Annotated in this window: 19 protein-coding genes; 13 read left to right on the top strand and 6 right to left on the bottom strand. The window is 67.8% G+C overall.

Annotated elements, in window-relative coordinates; translation table 11 throughout:
* Positions 1-4 precede the first annotated feature (4 nt).
* The 4 genes from serS to ACK4K7_RS00990 form a co-directional block, all read right to left on the bottom strand.
* The gene (gene serS / locus ACK4K7_RS01005; protein ID WP_431863268.1) at positions 5-1,264 is read right to left on the bottom strand and encodes a serine--tRNA ligase; all 1,260 of its coding nucleotides are present in this window, start codon (positions 1,262-1,264) and stop codon (positions 5-7) included.
* Positions 1,265-1,297: 33 nt separating this feature from the next.
* Positions 1,298-1,822: a DUF2062 domain-containing protein gene (locus ACK4K7_RS01000; protein WP_431863267.1), complete on the bottom strand. Its 525-nt coding sequence runs from the start codon at positions 1,820-1,822 to the stop codon at positions 1,298-1,300.
* Positions 1,823-1,935: 113 nt separating this feature from the next.
* A complete protein-coding gene (locus tag ACK4K7_RS00995) occupies positions 1,936-2,934 on the bottom strand; it encodes an SDR family NAD(P)-dependent oxidoreductase (protein ID WP_431863266.1) in 999 nt (332 codons plus the stop codon).
* Positions 2,935-3,012: 78 nt separating this feature from the next.
* Complete coding sequence (locus ACK4K7_RS00990) at positions 3,013-3,792, bottom strand: metallophosphoesterase family protein (protein WP_431863265.1); 780 nt, start codon at positions 3,790-3,792, stop codon at positions 3,013-3,015.
* Positions 3,793-4,127: 335 nt separating this feature from the next.
* On the opposite strand from ACK4K7_RS00990, the gene ACK4K7_RS00985 reads away from it, so the two are divergent.
* The 13 genes from ACK4K7_RS00985 to ACK4K7_RS00925 all read left to right on the top strand — a co-directional run bounded on the left by ACK4K7_RS00985 (position 4,128) and on the right by ACK4K7_RS00925 (position 18,446).
* Positions 4,128-4,739: a polysaccharide biosynthesis/export family protein gene (locus tag ACK4K7_RS00985; RefSeq protein ID WP_431863264.1), complete on the top strand. Its 612-nt coding sequence runs from the start codon at positions 4,128-4,130 to the stop codon at positions 4,737-4,739.
* A 36-nt stretch (positions 4,740-4,775) separates the two neighbouring features.
* Positions 4,776-7,007, top strand: coding sequence for a GumC family protein (locus tag ACK4K7_RS00980; RefSeq protein ID WP_431863263.1), 2,232 nt, complete (start codon positions 4,776-4,778; stop codon positions 7,005-7,007).
* Positions 7,004-8,230, top strand: coding sequence for a tetratricopeptide repeat protein (locus ACK4K7_RS00975; protein ID WP_431863262.1), 1,227 nt, complete (start codon positions 7,004-7,006; stop codon positions 8,228-8,230). The genes ACK4K7_RS00980 and ACK4K7_RS00975 overlap by 4 nt, the downstream gene beginning before the upstream one ends.
* Complete coding sequence (locus ACK4K7_RS00970) at positions 8,220-9,611, top strand: O-antigen ligase family protein (RefSeq protein ID WP_431863261.1); 1,392 nt, start codon at positions 8,220-8,222, stop codon at positions 9,609-9,611. Before ACK4K7_RS00975 ends, ACK4K7_RS00970 begins: the two co-directional genes overlap by 11 nt.
* A gap of 94 nt (positions 9,612-9,705) precedes the next feature.
* The gene (locus tag ACK4K7_RS00965) at positions 9,706-10,908 is read left to right on the top strand and encodes a glycosyltransferase (RefSeq protein WP_431863260.1); all 1,203 of its coding nucleotides are present in this window, start codon (positions 9,706-9,708) and stop codon (positions 10,906-10,908) included.
* 115 nt (positions 10,909-11,023) lie between these two features.
* Positions 11,024-11,824, top strand: coding sequence for a sugar phosphate nucleotidyltransferase (locus tag ACK4K7_RS00960; protein WP_431863259.1), 801 nt, complete (start codon positions 11,024-11,026; stop codon positions 11,822-11,824).
* Positions 11,821-12,885: a CDP-glucose 4,6-dehydratase gene (gene rfbG / locus ACK4K7_RS00955; protein ID WP_431863258.1), complete on the top strand. Its 1,065-nt coding sequence runs from the start codon at positions 11,821-11,823 to the stop codon at positions 12,883-12,885. Before ACK4K7_RS00960 ends, rfbG begins: the two co-directional genes overlap by 4 nt.
* 4 nt (positions 12,886-12,889) lie before the next feature.
* The gene (gene rfbC, locus ACK4K7_RS00950; protein ID WP_431863257.1) at positions 12,890-13,435 is read left to right on the top strand and encodes a dTDP-4-dehydrorhamnose 3,5-epimerase; all 546 of its coding nucleotides are present in this window, start codon (positions 12,890-12,892) and stop codon (positions 13,433-13,435) included.
* Positions 13,432-14,661, top strand: coding sequence for a methyltransferase domain-containing protein (locus tag ACK4K7_RS00945; protein ID WP_431863256.1), 1,230 nt, complete (start codon positions 13,432-13,434; stop codon positions 14,659-14,661). Before rfbC ends, ACK4K7_RS00945 begins: the two co-directional genes overlap by 4 nt.
* Positions 14,661-15,533 (top strand): NAD-dependent epimerase/dehydratase family protein, encoded by an 873-nt coding sequence (locus ACK4K7_RS00940; protein ID WP_431863255.1) that lies wholly within the window; start codon positions 14,661-14,663, stop codon positions 15,531-15,533. The genes ACK4K7_RS00945 and ACK4K7_RS00940 overlap by 1 nt, the downstream gene beginning before the upstream one ends.
* Entirely contained in the window at positions 15,530-16,594 is a 1,065-nt protein-coding gene (locus tag ACK4K7_RS00935) for a hypothetical protein (RefSeq protein ID WP_431863253.1), read from the top strand. The genes ACK4K7_RS00940 and ACK4K7_RS00935 overlap by 4 nt, the downstream gene beginning before the upstream one ends.
* An 8-nt stretch (positions 16,595-16,602) precedes the next feature.
* Positions 16,603-17,496 (top strand): dTDP-4-dehydrorhamnose reductase, encoded by an 894-nt coding sequence (rfbD, locus tag ACK4K7_RS00930; protein ID WP_431863251.1) that lies wholly within the window; start codon positions 16,603-16,605, stop codon positions 17,494-17,496.
* Positions 17,493-18,446, top strand: a complete 954-nt coding sequence (locus ACK4K7_RS00925; protein ID WP_431863250.1) for a glycosyltransferase family 2 protein — start codon at positions 17,493-17,495, stop codon at positions 18,444-18,446. The genes rfbD and ACK4K7_RS00925 overlap by 4 nt, the downstream gene beginning before the upstream one ends.
* Before the next feature lie 5 nt (positions 18,447-18,451).
* Here ACK4K7_RS00925 and ACK4K7_RS00920 read toward each other — a convergent pair whose 3' ends face one another.
* The gene (locus ACK4K7_RS00920) at positions 18,452-19,465 is read right to left on the bottom strand and encodes a glycosyltransferase family 2 protein (RefSeq protein ID WP_431863249.1); all 1,014 of its coding nucleotides are present in this window, start codon (positions 19,463-19,465) and stop codon (positions 18,452-18,454) included.
* The gene (locus tag ACK4K7_RS00915; protein ID WP_431863248.1) at positions 19,462-20,934 is read right to left on the bottom strand and encodes an oligosaccharide flippase family protein; all 1,473 of its coding nucleotides are present in this window, start codon (positions 20,932-20,934) and stop codon (positions 19,462-19,464) included. The genes ACK4K7_RS00920 and ACK4K7_RS00915 overlap by 4 nt, the downstream gene beginning before the upstream one ends.
* Positions 20,935-20,987 lie beyond the last annotated feature (53 nt).

Here is a 20,987-nt window from a genome sequence, read left to right as displayed (position 1 = left end):
CCGCCTAGAGATATTCGCCCCCCATCAGGCCGCGGATCGCGGCGGGGAGCCGGACGCGGCCGTCCTCGGTCTGGTGGTTTTCGAGCAGCGGCACCAGGATGCGCGGGCTGGCGAGCGCGGTGTTGTTGAGCGTGTGGCAGAAGCGGACCTTGCGGTCCTCGTCCCGCCACCGCAGATTCGCGCGGCGCGCCTGCCAGTCGTGCAGCGTCGAGCAGCTGTGGGTCTCGCGATATTTGCCGAGCGAGGGCACCCAGCTTTCGATGTCGTTCATCCGGAACTTGCCGAGCCCCATGTCGCCGGTAGAGGTCTCCACCACCTGGTAGGGGATTTCGAGGTCCTTGAGCAGGCTTTCCGCGACCGCCAGCAATTTGGCGTGCCAGCGCGCGCTCTCCTCCGGATCGTCGCGGCAGATCACATATTGTTCGAGCTTGTAGAATTGGTGGACGCGCAAGAGGCCGCGCACGTCGCGCCCGGCGCTCCCGGCCTCGCGGCGGAAGCAGGGCGAATAGCCGGCATAGAGGATGGGGAGGTTGTCGGCCTCGACGATCTCGCCCGAATGGAGGCTGGTGAGCGCGATCTCGCCTGTGCCCGCGAGATAGAGGCCGTCCTTCTCCATCTCATAGGCCTCTTCCTCATGGCCCGGGAAATGGCCGGTGGCGACGAAGGCCTGCGGACGGGCGAGCGCGGGCACCGTCATCAGGGTGAAGCCTTCGTTCTGCAGCCGCTGCTGCGCCCAGAACATCAGCGCCTGTTCGAGCAGCGCGAGCCGGCCCTTCAGGCAATAGGTGCGCGATCCCGCCACCTGGGTGATGCGGCCGAGATCTGCCCAGTCGTTCATCTCGACGAGCGCGACATGGTCCCTGGGCTCGAAGCCGAAGCTGGGCGGCGTGCCTTCGGTGCGCACCACCATATTGGCGCTTTCGTCCGGCCCAACTGGCGCGCCTTCCCACGGGATGCCCGGCAGGCGCAGCATCAGCGCGTCGAGTTCCGCCTGCTTCTCGCCGAGCGCCGCCTCCGCCTCGCCGGCCTCGGCGCCGAGCGCCTTGGCGCGCTGGCCGAGCGCCGGCCGCTCGTCGGGCGCGGCATCCTTGAAGCGGCCGCTGATCTCGTTGCGCTGCCGGCGCAGCTCGTCGATGCGGGTCTTGAGCTCGCGCACCTCGCCGTCGAGGGCGAGGAGGCGCGGAAGATCGACCGCCGCATTCTTGGCGGCGATCGCCCGTTCGACGGCTTCGGGATGTTCGCGGATGAACTGGAGGCTGAGCATGGCCGATGCTCCTGCGGCCCGCCCGCCGGAAAATCAAGCGCCGCCGGGCGCGGCCTCCCGTTCCCGGCAGCGCCGGAGCCAGCGCCGCTGCACCCACAGCCGCCAGCCGAGCTGCGCGCCGGCATAGCCGACCAGCCCGCCGACGATCGCGAAGATGAGCAGGCCGAGCGCGGTCGGGCCCGACACCTGGATGAACCAGGCGATGGCGTTGACGAGGGTGCTCGCCGTCGGGTCCCAGGCACTGTCGGGATCGGTGCGCAGCAGCGCCTGGCCGGTCTTGTAGGCGCCGTAGAAGATGGGCGCGTTGGTGATCGGATTGGTGATGAAGGTCGCGACCGCCGCCACGATCAGATTGGCGCGGGCGGTGAGGGCGAGGAGCGCCGCGACCGGCGTCTGGCCGAAGGGAAGCAGGAGGCCGGCGAAGAAGCCGAGCGCGACCCCGCGCGACACGCTCCAGCGGTTGAAACGCCACAGGATCGGGTGGGTCAGCCGGTGCGCGAAGGGCCGCAGCCAGCGGCTGCCGAGCAGTCCGTCCTTGCTGGGAATCCTTGCGGCCAACCACCGCCTCACGCTTCGATCTCCTGCTGCCGCCGCGCCTCGTACGCCGTACGCTTCCCTTACCGGAAGGCGTCTTGCACCGTCCTTAACGATCCACGGCGGCCCGGGATGCCTCAGACGCCGTGATAGGCGCGGTACCAGTCCACGAAGCGCGGCACGCCGACGTCGATCGACGTGGTCGGCCGGAAGCCGAGATCGCGGCTGATGGCGGAGATGTCGGCATAGGTGTCGCGCACGTCGCCCGGCTGCATCGGCATCAGGTTGCGCACCGCCGGCCGGCCGCAGGCCTGTTCGATGAGGCCGATCATCCGGGTGAGCTCTTCCGAGCGGTTGTTGCCGATATTGTAGAGCCGGTGCGGTCCCTTGCTGCCGCCCGCTTTCTCCTGACCGTCGTCCGGCGGCGGATTGTCGAGGCAGGCGACGATGCCGCTCACGATGTCGTCGATGAAGGTGAAGTCGCGCCGCATGTCGCCTTCGCCGAACACCTCGATCGGCCGGCCCTCGAGGATCGCCTTGGTGAACAGCCACATCGCCATGTCGGGGCGCCCCCAGGGACCGTAGACGGTGAAGAAGCGCAGCCCCGTCTGCGGCAGGCGGTAGAGATGGGCGTAAGTCTCGCTCATCAGCTCGTCCGCTTTCTTGGTGGCGGCGTAGAGCGAGAGCGGGTGATCGACCCGGTCCTCCACCCGGAAGGGCAGAGTGTCGTTGCCGCCATAGACGGAGGAGGAGGAGGCGTAGACGAGATGGGCGCTGCCGCGGTGGCGGGCGAGCTCCAGCAGGTTCAAATGCCCGACCAGGTTCGACTGGACGTAGGCGTGGGGATTCTCGATCGAATAGCGCACGCCCGCCTGGGCGCCGAGATGGGCGATGCGGTCGAACTCTTCTCCCATCGTCGCGTCGCGGAGCGCCGCTGCATCGGCGAAATCGGCTTCGATGAAGCGGAACGCATCGCCGTGCCGCGCGCGCAGCTCGCCGATCCGGTCGCGCTTCAGCTTCACGCTGTAATAATCGTTGACGTTGTCGAGCCCGAACACGCGCTCTCCCCGGGCAAGCAGGCGGTCGGCCAGATGATAGCCGATGAAGCCGGCGGCGCCGGTAACGAGAACGGTCATGTCAGGATCCCTGTCAGGTGATGGGGGAGGTCGCGACGCCCCTTATCGGCGCCGGCCTCCGCTGCCAAGCCGGGCGGCTCAGGCGGCGGTCGGCACCTCGGCGCGCGCGTCGATGAACCAGCGCTCCGCGCCTTCGAGGCCGATCGCGGTGAGGACGCCCGATCGATAGGCGCCGGTGTCGATCGCGATCCGGTTCGGATGCTGCTCCGGATCGGCGACGATGGTGTGGCCGTGGACGACGACGAAGCCGTGATCGGTGCGGTCGTCGAGGAACCCATCGCGGATCCAGCGCAGGTCCCGGCTCGTCTGTTCGGAGAGGTCCAGGCCGGGGCGGATGCCGGCATGGACAAACAGATAGTCGCCGAAGCGGAAGCTGTCGGCGAGATCCTCGAGGAAATCCTTGTGGCGTTGCGGCACTTCGCTCGCGAGCCGCTCCGCCACCGCCTCCGGCGTGACGTTCAGCGTCCAGCCCTTGCTGATCCCGTAGCTCTCGCAGCACTCATAGCCGCCATAGGTCAGCCAGTCGGCGACCATCCCGTCCTGCCGGGCGAGGACGTTGAGAAAGAATTCCTCATGATTGCCCTTGAGGTGGACGACGCGGGTGAAATCGGACTGAAGGCCGATCAGATATTCGATCACCCCGCGGGAATCGGGGCCCCGATCGACGAGGTCGCCAAGCGTCACGAGATAGGTCTTGACGGGCGGGCGCGAAGCATTGTCGCGCTCGATCTTGGCGACGAGTTCCTGGAGCAGGTCGAGCCGCCCGTGAATGTCGCCGATCGCGTAGGCGCGGCAGCCCTCCGGCGCGCGCGGCGCGGCGCGTTGCGATTTCTTCCCGAAGAACAAGCGTAGCACCATGAAACCTTATCCGACTGACGGCTGGCACATAGTGCTTGCGCCGGATTGTTGAAAGGGCGCTCGCAACTCTGTGCGTTTTCCGTTAAGGGACGCGCAAGCCGGCTTTCGGCATTGGACCGGGCCGCACCAGCTTAAAGAGCAAAAAACCTAGTGAGTTGAAAGGCTTTGCTCTCAAAAGCGAATGGTGCTAACGGGCCGGCCCCATATTTTGGAGAAGAGGACACATGCGATTGCGTCGGCATGACAGGCTTTTTTGCGCGCGGCGGGCTCTGCTGCTGGGCGCGGCATCGGCCGCGGCGTTCTCGCTGTCCGCATGCGCCACCCGCGGCGGACCCGTGCCCTACGATCCCGCCGGCTTCGGCGAGCCGGACGTGGTCGCGCTGCCCGCGACGCAGCATCCGCAGATCATCGGCCCGCGCGACAAGATCCGGGTCACCGTGTTCCAGGTCGAAGACCTGTCGGGCGAATTCAACGTCGAGGCCAACGGCACGATCAACTATCCGCTGATCGGTCAGGTGACCGCGCAGGGCAAGACCAGCAGCGAACTCGCGCAGCATCTCGCGCAGCGGCTTGGCGAGCGTCACCTGCGCTCGCCCAACGTTCAGGTCGCAATTCTCGAGGCGACCGAGCAGACGATCACCGTCGACGGCTCCGTCCGCCAGCCGGGCGTCGTCACCATCCGCGGCACCAGCAGCCTGATCCAGGCGGTCGCCGCCGCCCGCGGCACCAGCGAGGACGCCAATCCGCGCCGCGTGCTCGTATTCCGGACCATCAACGGCCAGCGCATGGCGGCCGCCTTCGATCTTCAGGACATCCGCCGCGGCCAGGCCGAAGATCCGCCGATCTACGGCAACGACATCATCGTCGTCGACGGAAGCAGGGGACGTGCGCTGTTCAGAGACGCGCTTGCAACCATTCCCATCCTCGGACTATTCCGCCCCTTCTAAGGGCGCGTACACACTGAGACGCACAGGACCAACGTCATGAACGATCAAAGCGCGGGCTTCCCGCACCAAGGTGCCGTGTTGCCATTCGGGGCCTCCGAGCGCCTGCCCGCGCACAGCGGGCTTCGCGACGTGGTCGCGGCCCGGCCCGCCGTGACGCAAAGCGGGTTCAGCCTCAGCGAGGTGTGGCGCGTCGTCGCGAAATGGTGGTGGCTGATCGCGGCGATCACCATTGCCTGTCTTCTGGCGGCGATCGTCGCGGCTTTGTTGGTCCGGCCCGAATATCGGGCCACCGCGACCCTCGAAGTGAACCGGGAAGGCGGCGTCCAGGTCGTCCAGATGGGCGAGGTCGCCCCGATGGGCATGGGCGACCGCGAATTCATGGCCACCCAGGCGGGTCTGCTGCGCAGTCGCGCGCTGGCAGAGCGGGTGGCGCGCAGCCTGAACCTCGCCAACAACGAGTTTTTCGTCGATCAGAGCGTCGACCGCAGCGCGCGCGATCTGATGGCGGTCGACAGGCTGCACAACTCGATCGAGGTCGTTCCGGTGCGCGACAGCCGGCTGATCGAACTCAACGTCGAGAGCACCAGTCCGGAACTCGCCGCCCGGGTCGCGAACACCTATGCGGAAAACTTCATCCAGTCGAATCTGGAGCGCCGGTTCGAAGCGACCTCGTATGCGCGCAACTTCCTCGAGCAGCGGCTCGCCACCGTGAAGGCGCGGCTGGAGGATTCGGAGCGGCAGCTCGTCTCTTACGCGCAGCGGCAGGGGATCATCTCGCTGGAAATCGACAGCGGCAGCGGCGAAGGCGGCCGGCGTGAGCAGACGCTCGACGCCTCCTCGCTCCTCGCGATGAACCAGGCGCTGTCGGTGGCGCGCGCGGAACGCATCGCCGCGGAGCAGCGCTTCCGTCAGGCGCAGGCGAACCGTTCAACCACGGACGTGCTGAACAACCCGACGGTCCAGCGGCTGACGGGGGAGCGCGCCGAACTCCAGGCCCAGTATCAGGAGAAGCTCGGCATCTTCCAGCCGGACTATCCGCAGATGGTCCAGCTTCGCTCGCGCATCGAATCCCTGACCCGCGCGATCCAGCAGGAAGGCAGCAACGTATCGAGCGCGCTCCGTTCCGAATATGCGGCCGCCGTCGCGCGCGAAAACCAGCTCCAGGGCCGCGTCGACCAGTTGAAGAATTCGCTGCTGAACCTGCGCGAGCGCAGCATCCAGTACACCATCCTGCAGCGTGAGGTGGACACCAACCGCTCGCTCTACGACGCCCTTCTTCAGCGCTACAAGGAAGTGGGCGTTGCGGGCGGCGTGGGCGCCAACGCGGTCTCGGTCGTGGATCCGGCCCGTACGCCGCGGGCACCGTTCAAGCCCAATCTGCCGCTCAACATCGCGATCGGCCTGGTCGCGGGTCTCTTGCTTGGCTTCGGTGCCGCCTTCGGTCTCGAATGGATGGACGACACGATCAAGACACCGGACGACGTGACGGCCAAGCTCGGCCTTGCGCCCATCGGCATCATCCCGCGGCCTGAGCGCGGGGAGGTGGTGCAGGACCAGCTGGAGGATGCGCGATCGCAGATATCGGAGGCTTATCAATCGGTCCGCGCCGCGCTCCAATTCTCGACCGATCACGGCGTGCCGAAGACGTTGCTCGTCACCAGCACCCGGGCGGCCGAAGGCAAGTCGAGCTCCGCGCTGGCGCTCGCCCGCACCCTGGCAAGCCTCGGCTCGACCGTGCTCCTGATCGACAGCGATCTGCGCAAGCCCACCTTCCGCGGACCCAAGGCGCAGTCGGAGGGCCTCACGAACCTGCTCGCGGGTTCGGACGATATCGAAGGCGCGATCCATCCGACCTCCTATGAGGGGCTGTTCCTGCTGCCCGGCGGCCAGATCCCGCCGAACCCGGCGGAATTGCTGGCTTCGGGCCGGATCGGCATCGTCATCGACCGGGTGCGCGACATGTTCGACTATGTCGTGATCGACGGTCCGCCGGTGCTCGGCCTTGCCGACGCGCCGCTGCTGAGCTCGCAGGTCGAAGGCACGCTGATGATCATCGAGTCCGGCGTGATCCGGCGCGCGGCCGCGCTCAACGCGGTGAACAGGCTGCGTGCCTCCGGCGCCAACATGATGGGCGCGGTCCTGACCAAGTTCAGCGCCACCAAGGCTGGCTACGGCTACGGCTACGGCTACGGCTATGGCGGGGACGCCTATTCCTACCGCGAGGGCGAGGCTCCCAAGAAGCAGATCGAGCTCCTGAAGACCTCGTGACGGGTGGGGCGCGTCAGGGGGGGCGCCGGTCGGGAACCGGACGCTGGGCGGCGGTGGCGGCGACCTTGCTCGCGCTGCCGGCCGGCTATCTCGCGGTTCGCACGGCCGTGGCGGAGCTTCAGTCACCCGCCGTCGCGGCCCTGCCGCCCTCCGATTACCGGCCTCTCCTCCGGCCGCTGCTCATGCTCGCTTCCGATCCACGCCAGCGCATCACCGGCGAGATGGCGGAACTGGCGCGCGACGGAGCGAAGCGCGCGCCGCTCGCCTACGAGCCGTTCGCCATCGCCGCGGCGACGGCCCGGCAGCAGGGGCAAATCGACGACGCCATCCGCCTGCTCGAGGAAGCCCGGCGGCGGCAGCCCAATTCCGTGCTCGTTCGTCTCCAGCTGATGGCCGCTTACGAAAAGGCCCGGCGGTTTCCGGAGCTTCTCTCCGAAATGGATTACACGCTGCGGATGAGCGATGAAGTCCGGCAGGTCGTGCTCCCCGAACTCGCCAAGCTGATCCGCGACGCCGACGGCCGGGCCGCGCTCGCAGCGGTGGTGTCAGAGGACCGCGCCTGGCGGGGCGACTTCTTCGCCGCGGCGGCCCGGCTCGATCTCCGGCCGGAACATACCGGCGATCTGCTGCGGCGGATCCAGGCGCGGCGCTCCGACGTCGGCCTGGAACGCGGGCTTCACATGCAGGCGCTGATCGCGGCCCGGGATTATTCGGGTGCGCGCGAACAGTGGCTGGCGATGCTGCCGCCCGCTGGCCGCGCGGCCAGCGCTCTTCTGTTCGACGGCGGCTTCAGGGGGCATGACGCGCCGCCGCCCTTCGCCTGGCAGTTGCGCGACGACGAAGTGGGCCGCTCGGAACGGGTTCAGCCGAACGGTGCGCCTCCCTATCTCGACGTTCATTATTTCGGCGGTCGCACCGTACCGCTGGCGGAGCAGCTGCTGGCGCTGCCGCCCGGCCGCTACCGGCTGAGCGTCCATGGCATGAGCGACGGCGGCGTGCGCGTCGGCAGCCTCATCTGGCACGTCTCCTGCGCGCCGGGCGGAGCCACGCTCGGCCAGCTGAAGCTGAACGAGCTCACGCCCAGCTATGCGCGGCATCAGATGTCGTTCGTAGTGCCCGTCGGTTGCGCGGGGCAGGACCTGCGGTTGATCGGCGAAGCCGGCGACGTGGCCGCGACCATCGATGCGCGCTTCGCAAATCTCGAGGTGGCGCGTGAAAACTGATCGGATCAGGGGCTGGGCCGCGGCCATCTACCTCGCTTTGTGCCTGCTGCTCGGCGGCGCGAGCGGCATCGGGGCGGGCGCGATCGCAAACGGCATTCTCCAGGGCCTCGCGATCCTGCTCATCCTGCTAGCGCTCTGGATGCCCGGACCCGCCGTGCCGCGCTCGGCCCGCGCCCTGATGGCGATCGGCGGCGCCTTCGCGATGCTGGTGTTGCTCACCCTGATCCCGCTGCCTGCCGGCCTCTGGCAGGCGCTGCCGGGGCGCGACGGCATAAGCCACGGCTTCGGCCTGCTGGGCATCGACGGCGCGAGCCTGCCCGCCTCGCTTGCGCCGAGCGACAGCATCGGATCGGTCGTGCGTTTGCTGCCGCCGGCCGCGATGTTCCTGCTGGTGCTGCAGATGGGCGTCTCGCAGCGTCAGCGTCTGCCCTGGGTGGTGCTCGGCATCGCCACGGTGTCGATCGGGCTGGGCGCGGCGCAGCTCCTTGGCGGCCCGGGCTCTCCGCTGCGCTTCTACGAAATCACCAATTCGGATTCGCCGGTCGGCTTCTTCGCCAACGCGAACCACCAGGCGACGCTGCTGCTCGCCGCGCTTCCGTTCGCCGGCTATCTCGGCGCCCGCGCCGCGGCGCGGCGCAGCAATCGCGGGGAACGGAGCGGTGGCATCGCGATGGCCTTCTTCATCGGGCTGTTCCTCATCGTCGGGATCGGGATCGTCGGATCGATGGCCGGCTATGGCCTGCTCGCGCCGGTCCTGCTTGCGGCCCTGCTCGTCTACCGCCGCGCCGCCTTCGGCCGGCTCACTCGCAAGTGGGTGGGCGCCTTCGGCGTGCTGTTCGTCCTGTTCTTGGGGGTCGCGTTCGCGGGGCCGCTCAACAATCAGGCGCTGGCCGGCAAGCTGGACGACAACCCGACCAGCCGCAAGGTGATGGCCGCGACCACCCTCGAAGCCGCCGCGGCCTATTTTCCGGTGGGCAGCGGCCTCGGCTCCTTCGCCGACGTCTATAGGACGTTCGACGATCCCGACCGGGTGGTCTCCGAATTCGTGAACCACGCCCATAACGATTATGTGGAGGTCGCGCTGGAACTGGGCCTGCCCGGCATCCTGCTGATCCTCGCTTTCTTCGCCTGGTGGATCATGATGTCGCTGCGCGCTTGGCGAAGCGACAGCGAGGGCGCCAACCTCGCCCGCGCCGGGACGGTGGTGATCTTCGTGGTCCTTCTCCACAGCGTGGTGGACTACCCGATCCGCACGTCGGCGATCGCCGCGCTGTTCGCGGTGGCGTGCGCGCTGCTCGTCCCGCCGCCCGCGCCGCCGGCGCGTCGATCGTCCAGGAGCCGTTCGGGCGGAGAGAAGCTGAAGCATGTCGAGGCCGTCTGAGGGCACCGGTCGGAAATAGGGTGGCCGCTTTCGGCCGGTGCGTAGCGCGGCGACGGCTTTCCTGCCGATCGTTCGAGAATATGGAGGATGGGGAGTGCAGCGGCGCGTTTTGTTCGTGACGTGGGACGGGCCGCAGGTCAGCTACCTCGAAAGCCTCTATCTCCCGATCTTCGGGGCACTCCGCGGCCACGGCTATCGTTTCGACGTCCTCCAATTCCGCTGGGGCGACGCCGGTGCCGCGGCGGCGCTTCAGAGCCGGTGCGAAGCGGTGGGGATCGGCTACCGGTCTGTCGGCATCAGGCGGTGGCCGCCCGCCGTCGGCCCGTTCCTCTCCGCCTTGCTGGGCGGCCGCGAAGTCCGGGCGGCGTTCCGGGATTTCGGCAGCGACATCGTCATGCCGCGCAGCCTCCTTCCGGCGCTCAGCATGCTGGCGGCGCGGGCCTGGCGCTCCCGGCCGGTGGTCTTCGACGCCGACGGCCTTGAAGCCGACGAGCGCGTGGAGTTTGGCGGGCTGTCGCCCCGAAGCCCTATTTACCGCGTGTTGAGGGCCGTCGAAGCGGAAGCGGTCCGGCGCTCGCGCGCGGTCCTCGTCCGCGCGCCGGCGGCAATCCCGATCCTCGAAGACCGCGCCGGCCCACGCGCCGACGCGCCGCCTTTCTTCGTCGCACCCAACGGCCGCGACCCCGCCCTCTACCAGCCTTTCTCCGAGGCCGAGCGGCACCGGTTGCGGCGGAAATTCGGAATCGCGGAGGAGGTTCCGCTGCTGGTCTATCTCGGGTCGGTCGGCGGCAAATACAGGGTGGATCGCGTCGGCGAGCTGATGCGGCACATGCTCCGGCTGCGGCCCGACACGCGGCTCCTGGTCCTGAGCGGATCCCCGGAGGCCGCACGCACCCAGATTTGCGGCGCGGATGCGGAGCTTGTGCAGAAATCGCTGTTCGCCCGGGTTGATGCGGCCGAGGTCCCGCTTCACCTAGCGGCGTGCGACGTCGGCACGATGTTCATCCAGCCCAGCTTCTCGATGACCACGGTGGCGCCGATCAAGCTGTCCGAATATCTCCTCTGCGGCGTTCCCATCGTCGGAACGCAGGCGGTGGGTGATACCGCGCCCGCCATCGCCGGGGGCGTGTTCTTCAGCGAGGAGCAGGGCCTGGAAGCGGCCGCGACGTGGATCGTGCGCGACGTCCTTCCCGCGCGGGAGCGGATGAGGACGGCCGCAAGACGGGTCGGGACCGATCACTTCTCGTTCGACAGCACCGTCGCCACCTTCGCGCAGGCGCTTCGCGAAGTCTCCTGACGACGCGATTGGAACGGGTTGCATGCCTGCCGCGCACAGCCTAAACGGCCGCAGTCACGCGCGAGGCCCGCGCGGGAAATCCGCTTTTTCAACCGCCGCAGCTCCGAGATCATCCATGTTGCCCAAAGACACGCCCGTCATCATCCTGTGCGGGGGAGAAGGGACGCGCATCGCCGACGTTTCGCGCGACGCGGTTCCCAAGCCGCTCATCAGGATCGGCGACAAGCCGATCCTGTGGCACATCATGAAAATCTATTCCCATTTCGGCTATCGCAACTTCATCCTCGCGCTCGGCCACCTCGGCTGGGAGATCAAGAGCTACTTCCTCAATCACCGGCTGATGGACTGCGATTTCGAGCTGGTGACGCGCGGCAACGACGTCGAGATCAACGTCCACAGTCGGCCCGAAAGCAACGACTGGCGGATCACCTTCGCCGAGACCGGTGCCAAGACCCAAACCGGTCGCCGCATCGCGCTGTGCCGCAAATATGTGACCACCGATCACTTCATGGTCACCTATGGCGACGGCGTCGCCGATATCGACATCGACGCGCTGGCCCGTTTCGCGATCGAGAAGGACCGGATCGGCACCGTCACCGCCGTGAAGCCGTCCAGCCGCTTCGGCGACATCGAAGTGAATGCGGGCGGCGACGTCACCGCCTTCGCGGAGAAGCAGGACGCCGGCGGCGGCACGATCAACGGCGGCTTCTTCGTCTTCAAGCGGGAGTTCATGGACATCGCCGAACGCCATGGCGACGTGATGCTGGAACGCCAGCCGATGGACGATCTGGTCGCCCAAGGCGAGCTCGCCGCCTTCCATCACGGCGGCTTCTGGGAGCCGATGGACACGATGCGCGAGTTCAAGCAGCTCAACGACATGTGGAACAACGGCACCGCCAAGTGGAAGATGTGGTGAGCGCGTCCGAACGGCTGCGCGCCGCTTATGCCGGCAAGCGTGTCCTCGTCACCGGCAATACCGGCTTCAAGGGCTCTTGGCTGGCGCTGTGGCTGAGCCGGCTGGGCGCCGAGGTCACCGGCTTCTCCGACGCGGTGCAGACCGAGCCGAGCCACTTCGAGCGCCTTGGCCTCCCCTATCGCACGCTGTTCGGGGACATCGCGGATGCCGACGCGGTCGCAGGCGCGGTGGCCGAAGCGAGGCCGGACATCGTCTTCCATCTCGCCGCCCAGTCGCTGGTGCGGCGCTCATACACCGATCCGGTCGCGACCTACCGCACCAATCTGATCGGGTCGCTGACCCTGTTCGAGGCGTGCCGTGCCGCGGGCGGGGTTCAGGCGATCGTCTCCGCCACCACCGACAAGGTCTATCGCAACAAGGAGTGGGACTGGGGCTATCGCGAGACCGACGAGCTGGGCGGCGCCGATCCCTACAGCGCGTCCAAGTCCTGCGTGGAGATCATGACAGAGTCCTGGCTCCGCTCCTTCGGCGGAAGCGGGGAGACCCGGATCGCCAGCGTTCGCGCCGGCAATGTCATCGGCGGCGGCGACTGGGCGGAGGATCGGCTGATCCCCGACATCATCCGCGCGGCCTATGGCGGTGAGACGCTCAGCATCCGCAACCCGAACTCGACCCGGCCCTGGCAGCATGTGCTCGATCCCTTGGCCGGCTATCTGCTGGTCGGCGCGCGCACGCTCGACGGCGGCGACATCGAGGGCGGATGGAATTTCGGGCCGCTGGCGCAGCGCCGGGTCCGCGTCGGCGAGATCGTCGAGCTGCTGAAGGAGCGCTTGCCCGGCCTTCGCGTCGACTATGCGCCCGAGACCGCGGGCCGGCACGAATCCGGGCTGCTGGAGCTCGATTCGTCCAAGGCGGCGAACCGCCTCGGCTGGCGGCCGGTCTGGGAAGGCGAGATGCTCGAGCGGACGCTCGACTGGTATCGCGCCTTCTACGAAGGCGGTCGGCTGCTGTCGGACGAACAGCTGGACGACTACCAAGCCGCTCTCGACCGCGCGGGCTGAGCCGATGGAGATCGTCGCCACCGCCATCGCGGGCCTCGCCGAAATCCGCCTGCAGGTGCGCTCCGACAGCCGGGGCCGCTTCAAGCGGCATTTCTGCGCGCGCGCCTTCGCGGAGGCGGGGCTGATGACCGGCGTGGCCCAGGTCAATCATTCGATCACGCTCGGGCGCGGATCGGTGCGCGGGCTCCACTTTCAGCGCGCGCCCCATGCCGAGGACAAGCTGGTCAGCTGCACCTATGGCCGGGTGTTCGACGTCGCCGTCGATCTGCGCGCCGGCTCGCCGACCTACCTGCAATGGGCGGCGCTCGAGCTGGACGAAGGCGTCGCCTTTCACATCCCCAAGGGCTGCGCGCACGGGTTCCAGACCCTGACCGACGAGGCCCACCTCGTCTATCTGCACAGCGAATATTACACGCCCGAAGCCGAAGGCGGCGTGCGCCACGACGATCCCGCGATCGGGATCCGCTGGCCGCTGCCTCCCTCCAACCTGTCGGAGCGGGACCGTTCCTTCCCGCTCGTCGACGACGCATTCGAAGGCTTGACCGCATGAAGTGCCGCCATTGCGGGAATGACAGCTTCATTCCCTTCGCCGATCTCCAGAACTGCCCGCCGTCCAACTCGATGCTGACGCCGGCCATGCTCCACGAGCCGGAAGTCTATTATCCGCTGGTGGTCGAAGTGTGCGACCGCTGTTTCCTCGCCCAGGTGGACGAGCACAAGAAGGCGGAAGACATCTTCAGCGCCGAATATACCTATTTCTCGTCTTACTCCTCCTCGTGGCTCGCCCATTGCCGGCGCTTCGCCGAGGCGGCGGTCGAACGGTTCGGCCTCGGCCCCCGCTCGCAGGTGATCGAGATCGCGTCCAACGACGGCTATCTGCTGCAATATTTCAAGCAGGCCGGCGTCCCCGTGCTCGGCGTCGAGCCGACCGCGAACACCGCGGCGGTGGCGATGGACAAGGGGATCGACACGATCGTCGATTTTTTCGGCGAGCGGCTGGCGCGCGAGGAACTGGCGGGGAAGGGCCGGCTCGGCGATCTCATCTGCGGCAACAACGTCTACGCGCACGTGCCCGACATCAACGACTTCACCGCCGGCCTCAAGGCGGCGCTCGCGCCGGGCGGAGTCATCTCGCTCGAATTCCCGCACCTTCTGAAACTCATCGAAGAGGCGCAGTTCGACACCATCTATCACGAGCATTTCTCCTACCTGTCGCTGACCGCCACCCAGGCGATCTTCGCGGCGCAGGGGCTCAAGATCTTCGACGTCGAGCGGCTGACCACGCATGGCGGCTCGCTGCGGGTGTTCGGCACCCATGAAGACGACGCACGGCCGGTGTCCGACGCGGTCCGCTCGCTGCTCGAAGAAGAGCGGGCTGCCGGCCTCACCGGCCGCGAGGTCTACGAGAGCTTCCAGCGCCGCATCGAGACGATCCGCGCCGATTTCCTCGCCTTCCTGCTGGAGCAGCGCAAGGCCGGCAAGACGGTGGTCGGCTATGGCGCCGCCGCCAAGGGCAACACCTTGCTCAACTATAGCGGCGTCAAGGGCAACGAACTCGTTCGTTTCGTGGCGGACCTGTCGCCGCACAAGCAGGGCAAGTACCTCCCGGGCAGCCACATACCGGTGCTGGCGCCCGAGGCGATCGACGAGACGCGGCCCGACTTCATCGTCATCTTCCCCTGGAACATCCGGGACGAGGTCGTGGAACAGCTCGGCCATGCCCGCGAATGGGGTGCGAAGTTCGTCGTGGCGGTGCCCGAACTCGCGGTGATCTGATGGCGCAGATCCTGGTCACCGGGGCCGGGGGGTTCATCGGCGCCGCGCTGGTCCGCCGCCTGCGCGCCGACGGGCACGATCCGGTCTGCCTGTCGGGATCGGGGCGGCAGGGCCCGGGGGAGTTCCGGCAGTTCGATCTCTTGGAAGCCGGCGTGGCGGACGTCGCCCGGCTGACGCAGGAGACCGGCGTCACCCACTGCATCCATGCCGCCTGGTACACCAACCATGCCGACTATCTTGTTTCCGACATCAACCACGCCTGGCGGGACGCGAGCCTCAGGCTGGCGGCGGGCTTCAGGGAGGGCGGCGGGACGCGCTTCGTCGGCCTCGGCACCTGTCTCGAATATGATCAGGACGCCGACGGTGGACGCTTTTCAGAGGCGCTGACGCCGCTCCGGCCCGAGACGCTTTACGCGCGCTGCAAGACAGCGCTGTACGAACGGCTCGCCGAGGCCGGAGGTGACTTCGCTTGGGCGCGAATCTTCTTCGTCTACGGCCCGGGAGACCGGGCGGGCCGGCTCGTGCCCTCGATCCTTGCCGGTCTGGCCAAGGGAGAGCGGGTCGGCGCCCGCTTCGGCGGTCTGCGCCGCGACTATATCCATGTCGACGACCTTGCCGGGCAGGTCGCGCGAATCGCGCTTTCGGACCTCACCGGCGCGGTCAATACCGGCACCGGCCGCGCCGAACGGATCGCCGACATCTTTACGGCCGCCGCCGAAATTGCCGGCCGACCGAACCTGGTTGACGTGAACGACAGAACCGGCGGCGGCCAGGCCGATCTCATCGAGGCGGACATGACCCGGTTCGAGGCGGAGATCGGCAGCCCAGCGACCCGTCCGATCCGGGATGGCTTGGCGGAGCTTCTCCGGTGAAGCCCTTGTCGTCGGCGCGCATCGGCTATGGCGGCTACAGCCGCGACTTCAGCCGGCCCGGCGACCGCCGCCGCTTTTCCGCCTACGCGGCGCAACGGGGCATCGCCTACGAATATCCTTCGCTCGACAGGGACTATGACGTCGTTCTGCTCAGCCAGAACGCCGATCTCACCGGCTGGACCGAGCGCAAGCGGCGGGAAGGCGACCGCTTCGCGCTGATCATCGATCTCGTCGACCCCTATTTCGAACAGAAAAGGCTGGACGAGCGCATCCTGAAGGGCATCGGCCGCTTCATCGAGGGACGGGACAGCCGCCTCTCGCCAGATTTCCGCCGCACGCTCGAACAGGCCTGCCGGGCCGCCGACGGCGTGTTCTGCTCGACGCCCGAGCAGCGCGAGACGATCTTGCGCTATTGCCCCGATGTGGAGATCAGCTTCGATTGGTTCGACGGCGAGCTCGGCCTCCCCAAGCAGGACTTCCGCCGCGAGGGGCGGCTGAAGTTGGTCTGGGAAGGGCAGGCGGGCACGCTGCGCAGCATCCGGACCCTGCGCGCCCCGCTCAACGCTGTGAAGGACAGGGTGGAACTCCATGTCGTTACCGATCCGTCGGTGCCGCGCTGGTACGGGCGGATCGGAACCAAGTCCGCGACGGAGCTCCTTGCGGGTATCGAATGCCCGATCCGGTTCCATCCGTGGTCGAAGGAGGATTTCTCCGCACACATCACCGCCGCCGATCTTGCAATCGTTCCGATGGACCTCAGCCATTCGATGTTCCGCGCCAAGCCGGAGAACAAGCTGGTCCTGCTGTGGAAGCTGGGCATGCCGGTCCTGGCCGGACCCACGCCCGCCTATCGCCGGGCAATGCGCGCGGCAGGGCTCGACATGGTGTGCGCCACGCCGGAAGAATGGGGCAGGCAGCTTGCCGCTCTGGCCTCGGCGCCGGGGGAAGAGCTGGAGGCGCTGGCCCGGCAGGGCCGCGAACATGCGCTCGCCGCCTACGACCTGGAGGCGTTCCAACGGCCGTTCGACCGGCTCTTCGCCAGGAGCGGTTTCGGGGTATGACGGGCGCGATGAAGATCCTCGTAACGGGAGAGACGGGGCAGCTCGCCCAATGCCTTCGCGAACGCGCGGCGGGCCAAGTGGATCTTCGCCTCGCGACTCTCGGGCGACCGGCGCTGGATCTGGAAGACGGCGAGAGCATCTTTCGGGCCGTGCGCGACATGTGCCCCGACGTGGTGATCAACGCGGCCGCCTATACGGCCGTCGACCAGGCGGAGGACGAGCCGGACCGCGCGTTCCGCATCAACGGCGCGGCGGCGGGCGAAATCGCCCTCGCCGCGCGGGAGGCCGGTGCCCGCATCATCCAGATATCCACCGATTATGTGTACGACGGCCGTTCTGACGCGGCTTATGACGAATCCGCGCAGGTGAACCCGCTCGGCGTCTACGGCCAGTCAAAGCTCGACGGCGAGATGCGCGTGCGCGGCGCCAACCCCGAACATGTGATCGTGCGTACCGCATGGGTCTACAGCCCGTTCGGCAAGAACTTCCTCAAGACGATGATGCGCCTCGCCGCGGATCGCGACGAAGTAAGCGTGGTCGACGATCAGCACGGCAACCCGTCCTCCGCGCTGGACGTGGCGGACGGATTGCTGGCCCTGCTTCGAACCTGGCGGACTCGGCCGGGCGCCGGGCTCGGCGGAACCTATCATCTCGCCGGCACCGGTGAGACGAGCTGGTGCGGCTTTGCGCAGGCCGTTTTCGACGCGTGCGAGCGGAACGGGCTGCCGTCGGCGACCGCCCGGCCGATCGGAACCGAAGCTTATCCGACCAAGGCCGTCCGTCCTCGCAACTCGCGGCTCTCCTGCGTCAAATTCCGGAGGGACTTCGGCTACGAAGCTCCAAATTGGCGGGCCTCTGCAAATACCACGGTCGCCCGTCTTGCGGATAGGGGGGCAGTATGACCGCGCCGAAAATCTCCGTCGTCATACCCGCTTACAAGGCGGAGCGGACGATCCGGCGCGCCATCGACAGCGTCCTTGCCCAAGAGGGTTGCGAGTCCACCGTCATCGTGGTCGTCGACGGCGACCTCGACGACACCCGCAATATCGTGAAGCAAGACTATGCGGACGCGCCGGTCGTGCTGCTTGTCAACGACGAGAATCGCGGCGTGCAATTCACCCGCAACCGCGGCCTCGCTGAGGTGGCGGACGAATATGTCATGTTCCTCGACGCCGACGATTTCGTCGAAGGGCGCCTGCTCGCCGGCCTGGCCGAGGCGCTGTCGGAGAAGCGGGCGGACCTGGGCTTCGGCCCGATGCAGACGCTGTTTGAAAGCACCGGCGCCCGCGGGCCGACCGTCATCATGCGGTCCGAACGGCCGGCCGAACTGTTCGTCGACTGGATGGCCGAGGGACGGTTCGTCAATCCGTCCGCCGTGATGTGGCGCACCTGCTTCCTGCGGGAGATCGGCGGCTGGGATCCGGCATTCCATCGTGCGGAGGACGGCGAAGTGGCCATGCGCGCCTTGCTCCTCGGCGCCGCCGTCGCCCGGTCCGATCAGGGGCGCGGCGTCTATGTGATCCACGACAATCCCAACCGCCTGACGCAAACGAACCGGCATCTGGACGCGCTGCTCGCCGTGCCCCGCAAGCTGCTCGGCATCCCTTCCCAGACGATTGAGCCCGCTGTCGTCAGATCCGCCTGCGCGCGTTCTCTCTACGCCGCTGCCGTCACCTGCCACTTGCGCGGCAGCCCGGATCTCGGGTCCGAGGCGCTCGCGGAAGCGCGCGCTCTCGGCCTGACCGGCCATCCCGGCGGGCCGCTTCATCGAACCCTCACCCGCCTGCTGGGCCTGCGCGGCCGCTGCGCGGCCGAGCGGCTGGCGCGGCGGCTGCTCCGACGGTTGAGCTGAACCGTTTAGACCAGGTCCTTCGCGGCGCTCTTCAAACCGCTGAAATGCCGATAGCCGCCTTGCGACCAGAGGCGGGCGATGGCGCCGATCCTCTTCAGCCGCCCCATCGTGGCGATCTCCTTACGCGCCGACGTGGCGGCGTTGACCGACCGCAGTTCCTCCAGAGCCTGGTCGGCTTGCGCGCGCAGGCCCATCTCGTCGATCAGCGGCGCGGCCTCTTCGATCCGCTTCATCTCCGCTGCCTGTCCCGTCAGGAAATATTCCCAATATTCTTCCGGATTCGATGCGCTGCCCGCCCCGTCCTTCATCTCCTGCCGCAGACGATCGACCAGGCCGACGCGCCGCGTGCTGCTATAGGCGTTCTGCGAGACGTTGCTGTCGTGTCGCCGGTAGAGTTGCAGGGGCTTTTCGACGATCTTGGCGCTTCCAAGCCGGTGGGCGAGGCCGACGATCCAGCTGTCATGGGCCGACATGCCCTCGGGGATCGGGAGCGCGAGCTTCCGCCAATCGGCGCGCATCGCGGCGCAGCAGCCGGCGACGAAGCAGGAATCGGGGGCGCCGAACCCCCTTATGTTCGACAGCATGGTGGCGCCGGTGGACACCAGCTGCCCGTCGGTGATGATCTTGTCGTTGAGGACGATCTGGACGCCGGGATCCGCCTCGAACGCCTTCACCACTTCCTCGATCTTGTCCGCCAGCCACACATCGTCCTGGTCAGACAGGAAGACGATGTCGCCCGTGCACAGCGAAAGCGCGCGTTCGAAATTGCGCGTGACGCCGAGGCGCTCCTCGTTGGGATGCAGGCGCACGGCGAACGGCGCCGTCCGCGCGAACGTCTCGATCAGCTCGCGAGTCCCGTCGGTGGAGCCGTCGTCGGTCACCACCAGCTCGTCGGGAAGCCGCGTCTGCCCGGCGAGGCTGGCCAGCTGCTCGGACAGATGGCGCGCGCCATTGTAGGTCGCCATCGCGACGGAGACGGACCGAACGCTCGTGCCTTCGGGAGAAATCGTTTCGTTCATCGGGAAGCCTCGCTCGCGGGCGCGCCGCGGCCGCGAACGCGCGCGGCCAAAGCGGCGAGCTGCTGTTTCAGGAAGGGCGGCATGGCATGCCAGGCCCAGATCATGGCGGCCACCAGCAGACCGGCACCCAGCGCCTCCCGCCACCCCGCCGGAGCGAGCGCCGCGGCGAGGAAGCTCGCGACCACCAGCAAAGCCGGCGGCACGAGCTGCCGCAACCTGGCCATCCCCGTACCCGCGAGCAGATAGAGGAGCAGGGTGTCCGCCGCCATTCTGAGTGCCCATGCAGCCGCCGCTCCCGGGAGGCCGAACGCCCAGATGCCGGCGAACAGCACGGCCCAATAGGGCGCCAGCTCCGCGAGATGGAGCTTCGAGACGATGTCCGGCCGCCCCGATCCCTGCAGGAGCGCGAAGGGGATCTGGCCGAAGCTGTTCACCCAGACCCCGAGGAACAGGATGTAGGCGACCGGCGCGCAAATGGCGGCAAGCTCCTGCCCGATCCACAGTTCGAAGAACGGCCGGGTCGCGACGAGCCCTGCCACCACCGCCGGCGTCATGATGACGGCGATCGCCGGGACGCTGACCGAGACGAGGCGGTCCCGCTCTTCCGCCTGCGATCCCGCGAAGCGGGGAAACAGGGCCGTCGCAAGGCTGGTCGGAACCATGCTGAGCCGCGACACCAGACTGTAGGCGATCGCATAGGCTGCCACCGCGGCCGCGCCCAGCAGCGCGCCCAGCGCCAGCCGGTCGATGGTGAGCAGCAGCGGAGCCGCCGCCGTGGTGACCGTCACCCAGCCGCCGAACTTCAGAAGCGGAACGACCAGGCCGGCCCGGAACCCGCCCAGCCCTCCGCGCCCCAGCGAACCCCGCGCCGCGGCGAAGGCAAGCAGGCACCCGACGACCCTCGCCGCCAGCGCGCCCGCCACCAGAGTGAACAGGTTCGGAACGGTCAGCCAGGCAAAGAGGAGCGGCAGGGCGGACATCAGCGTCGAGCTGATCGCCACGATGACGTTGAGGGTGAGGAAGCGCTCCTGCCCCTGCAGCATCCCCGTCGCCACGCTGTTCATCATCACCAGCGGCACCAGCAGCGCCAGCAGCGGCGTCGCCTCGAGAAACTCGCCGGTGAGCTCTGACCGTTCGCTGGCAAACTCCGGATAGAGCAGGGAGGCGGCGTAGAAGAGGATCCCGGCGGTGATCCCCATCGCCACGCTGAGCAGCGTCGCGGTGGTGAAGATCGCGCCCTGCTCCCCCGCCTCGCCGCCTCGCAGCGAAGCGGCGGTGCGTTGCGCCACCGCCGGTCCCAGGCCGAGGTCGAGAAAGCCGAAATAGCCGATGACGATCCAGCACAGCGTCAGCGCGCCGTACCGTTCCACCCCGACCACTTCCAGATAGAGCGGCACGGTCAGCAGCGTCACAACGAGCGGCGCCAACGCGCCGAGCATGTTGTAGGTCGTGTGTCTGGAAATGCTCACCGAAGGCCCTTCCCGGGACGGAGGCGCGTGCCGATCTGCGGCGCGATCCGCGC

It is taken from the genome of Allosphingosinicella sp. (genome assembly GCF_046295735.1).
Lineage (GTDB): Bacteria > Pseudomonadota > Alphaproteobacteria > Sphingomonadales > Sphingomonadaceae > Allosphingosinicella.
The sequence above is the reverse complement of the archived record's forward strand: the minus strand, read 5'-3'. Positions and strand labels throughout refer to the sequence as shown.

Excerpts from the sequence above, each read along its gene's own strand:
- serS (WP_431863268.1), bottom strand. The coding sequence starts at position 1,264 with ATGCTCAGCCTCCAGTTCATCCGCGAACATCCCGAAGCCGTCGAACGG.
- ACK4K7_RS00995 (WP_431863266.1), bottom strand. The coding sequence starts at position 2,934 with ATGACCGTTCTCGTTACCGGCGCCGCCGGCTTCATCGGCTATCATCTG.
- ACK4K7_RS00990 (WP_431863265.1), bottom strand. The coding sequence starts at position 3,792 with ATGGTGCTACGCTTGTTCTTCGGGAAGAAATCGCAACGCGCCGCGCCG.
- ACK4K7_RS00980 (WP_431863263.1), top strand. The coding sequence starts at position 4,776 with ATGAACGATCAAAGCGCGGGCTTCCCGCACCAAGGTGCCGTGTTGCCA.
- ACK4K7_RS00960 (WP_431863259.1), top strand. The coding sequence starts at position 11,024 with ATGTTGCCCAAAGACACGCCCGTCATCATCCTGTGCGGGGGAGAAGGG.
- rfbC (WP_431863257.1), top strand. The coding sequence starts at position 12,890 with ATGGAGATCGTCGCCACCGCCATCGCGGGCCTCGCCGAAATCCGCCTG.
- ACK4K7_RS00945 (WP_431863256.1), top strand. The coding sequence starts at position 13,432 with ATGAAGTGCCGCCATTGCGGGAATGACAGCTTCATTCCCTTCGCCGAT.
- ACK4K7_RS00940 (WP_431863255.1), top strand. The coding sequence starts at position 14,661 with ATGGCGCAGATCCTGGTCACCGGGGCCGGGGGGTTCATCGGCGCCGCG.
- rfbD (WP_431863251.1), top strand. The coding sequence starts at position 16,603 with ATGAAGATCCTCGTAACGGGAGAGACGGGGCAGCTCGCCCAATGCCTT.
- ACK4K7_RS00925 (WP_431863250.1), top strand. The coding sequence starts at position 17,493 with ATGACCGCGCCGAAAATCTCCGTCGTCATACCCGCTTACAAGGCGGAG.
- ACK4K7_RS00920 (WP_431863249.1), bottom strand. The coding sequence starts at position 19,465 with ATGAACGAAACGATTTCTCCCGAAGGCACGAGCGTTCGGTCCGTCTCC.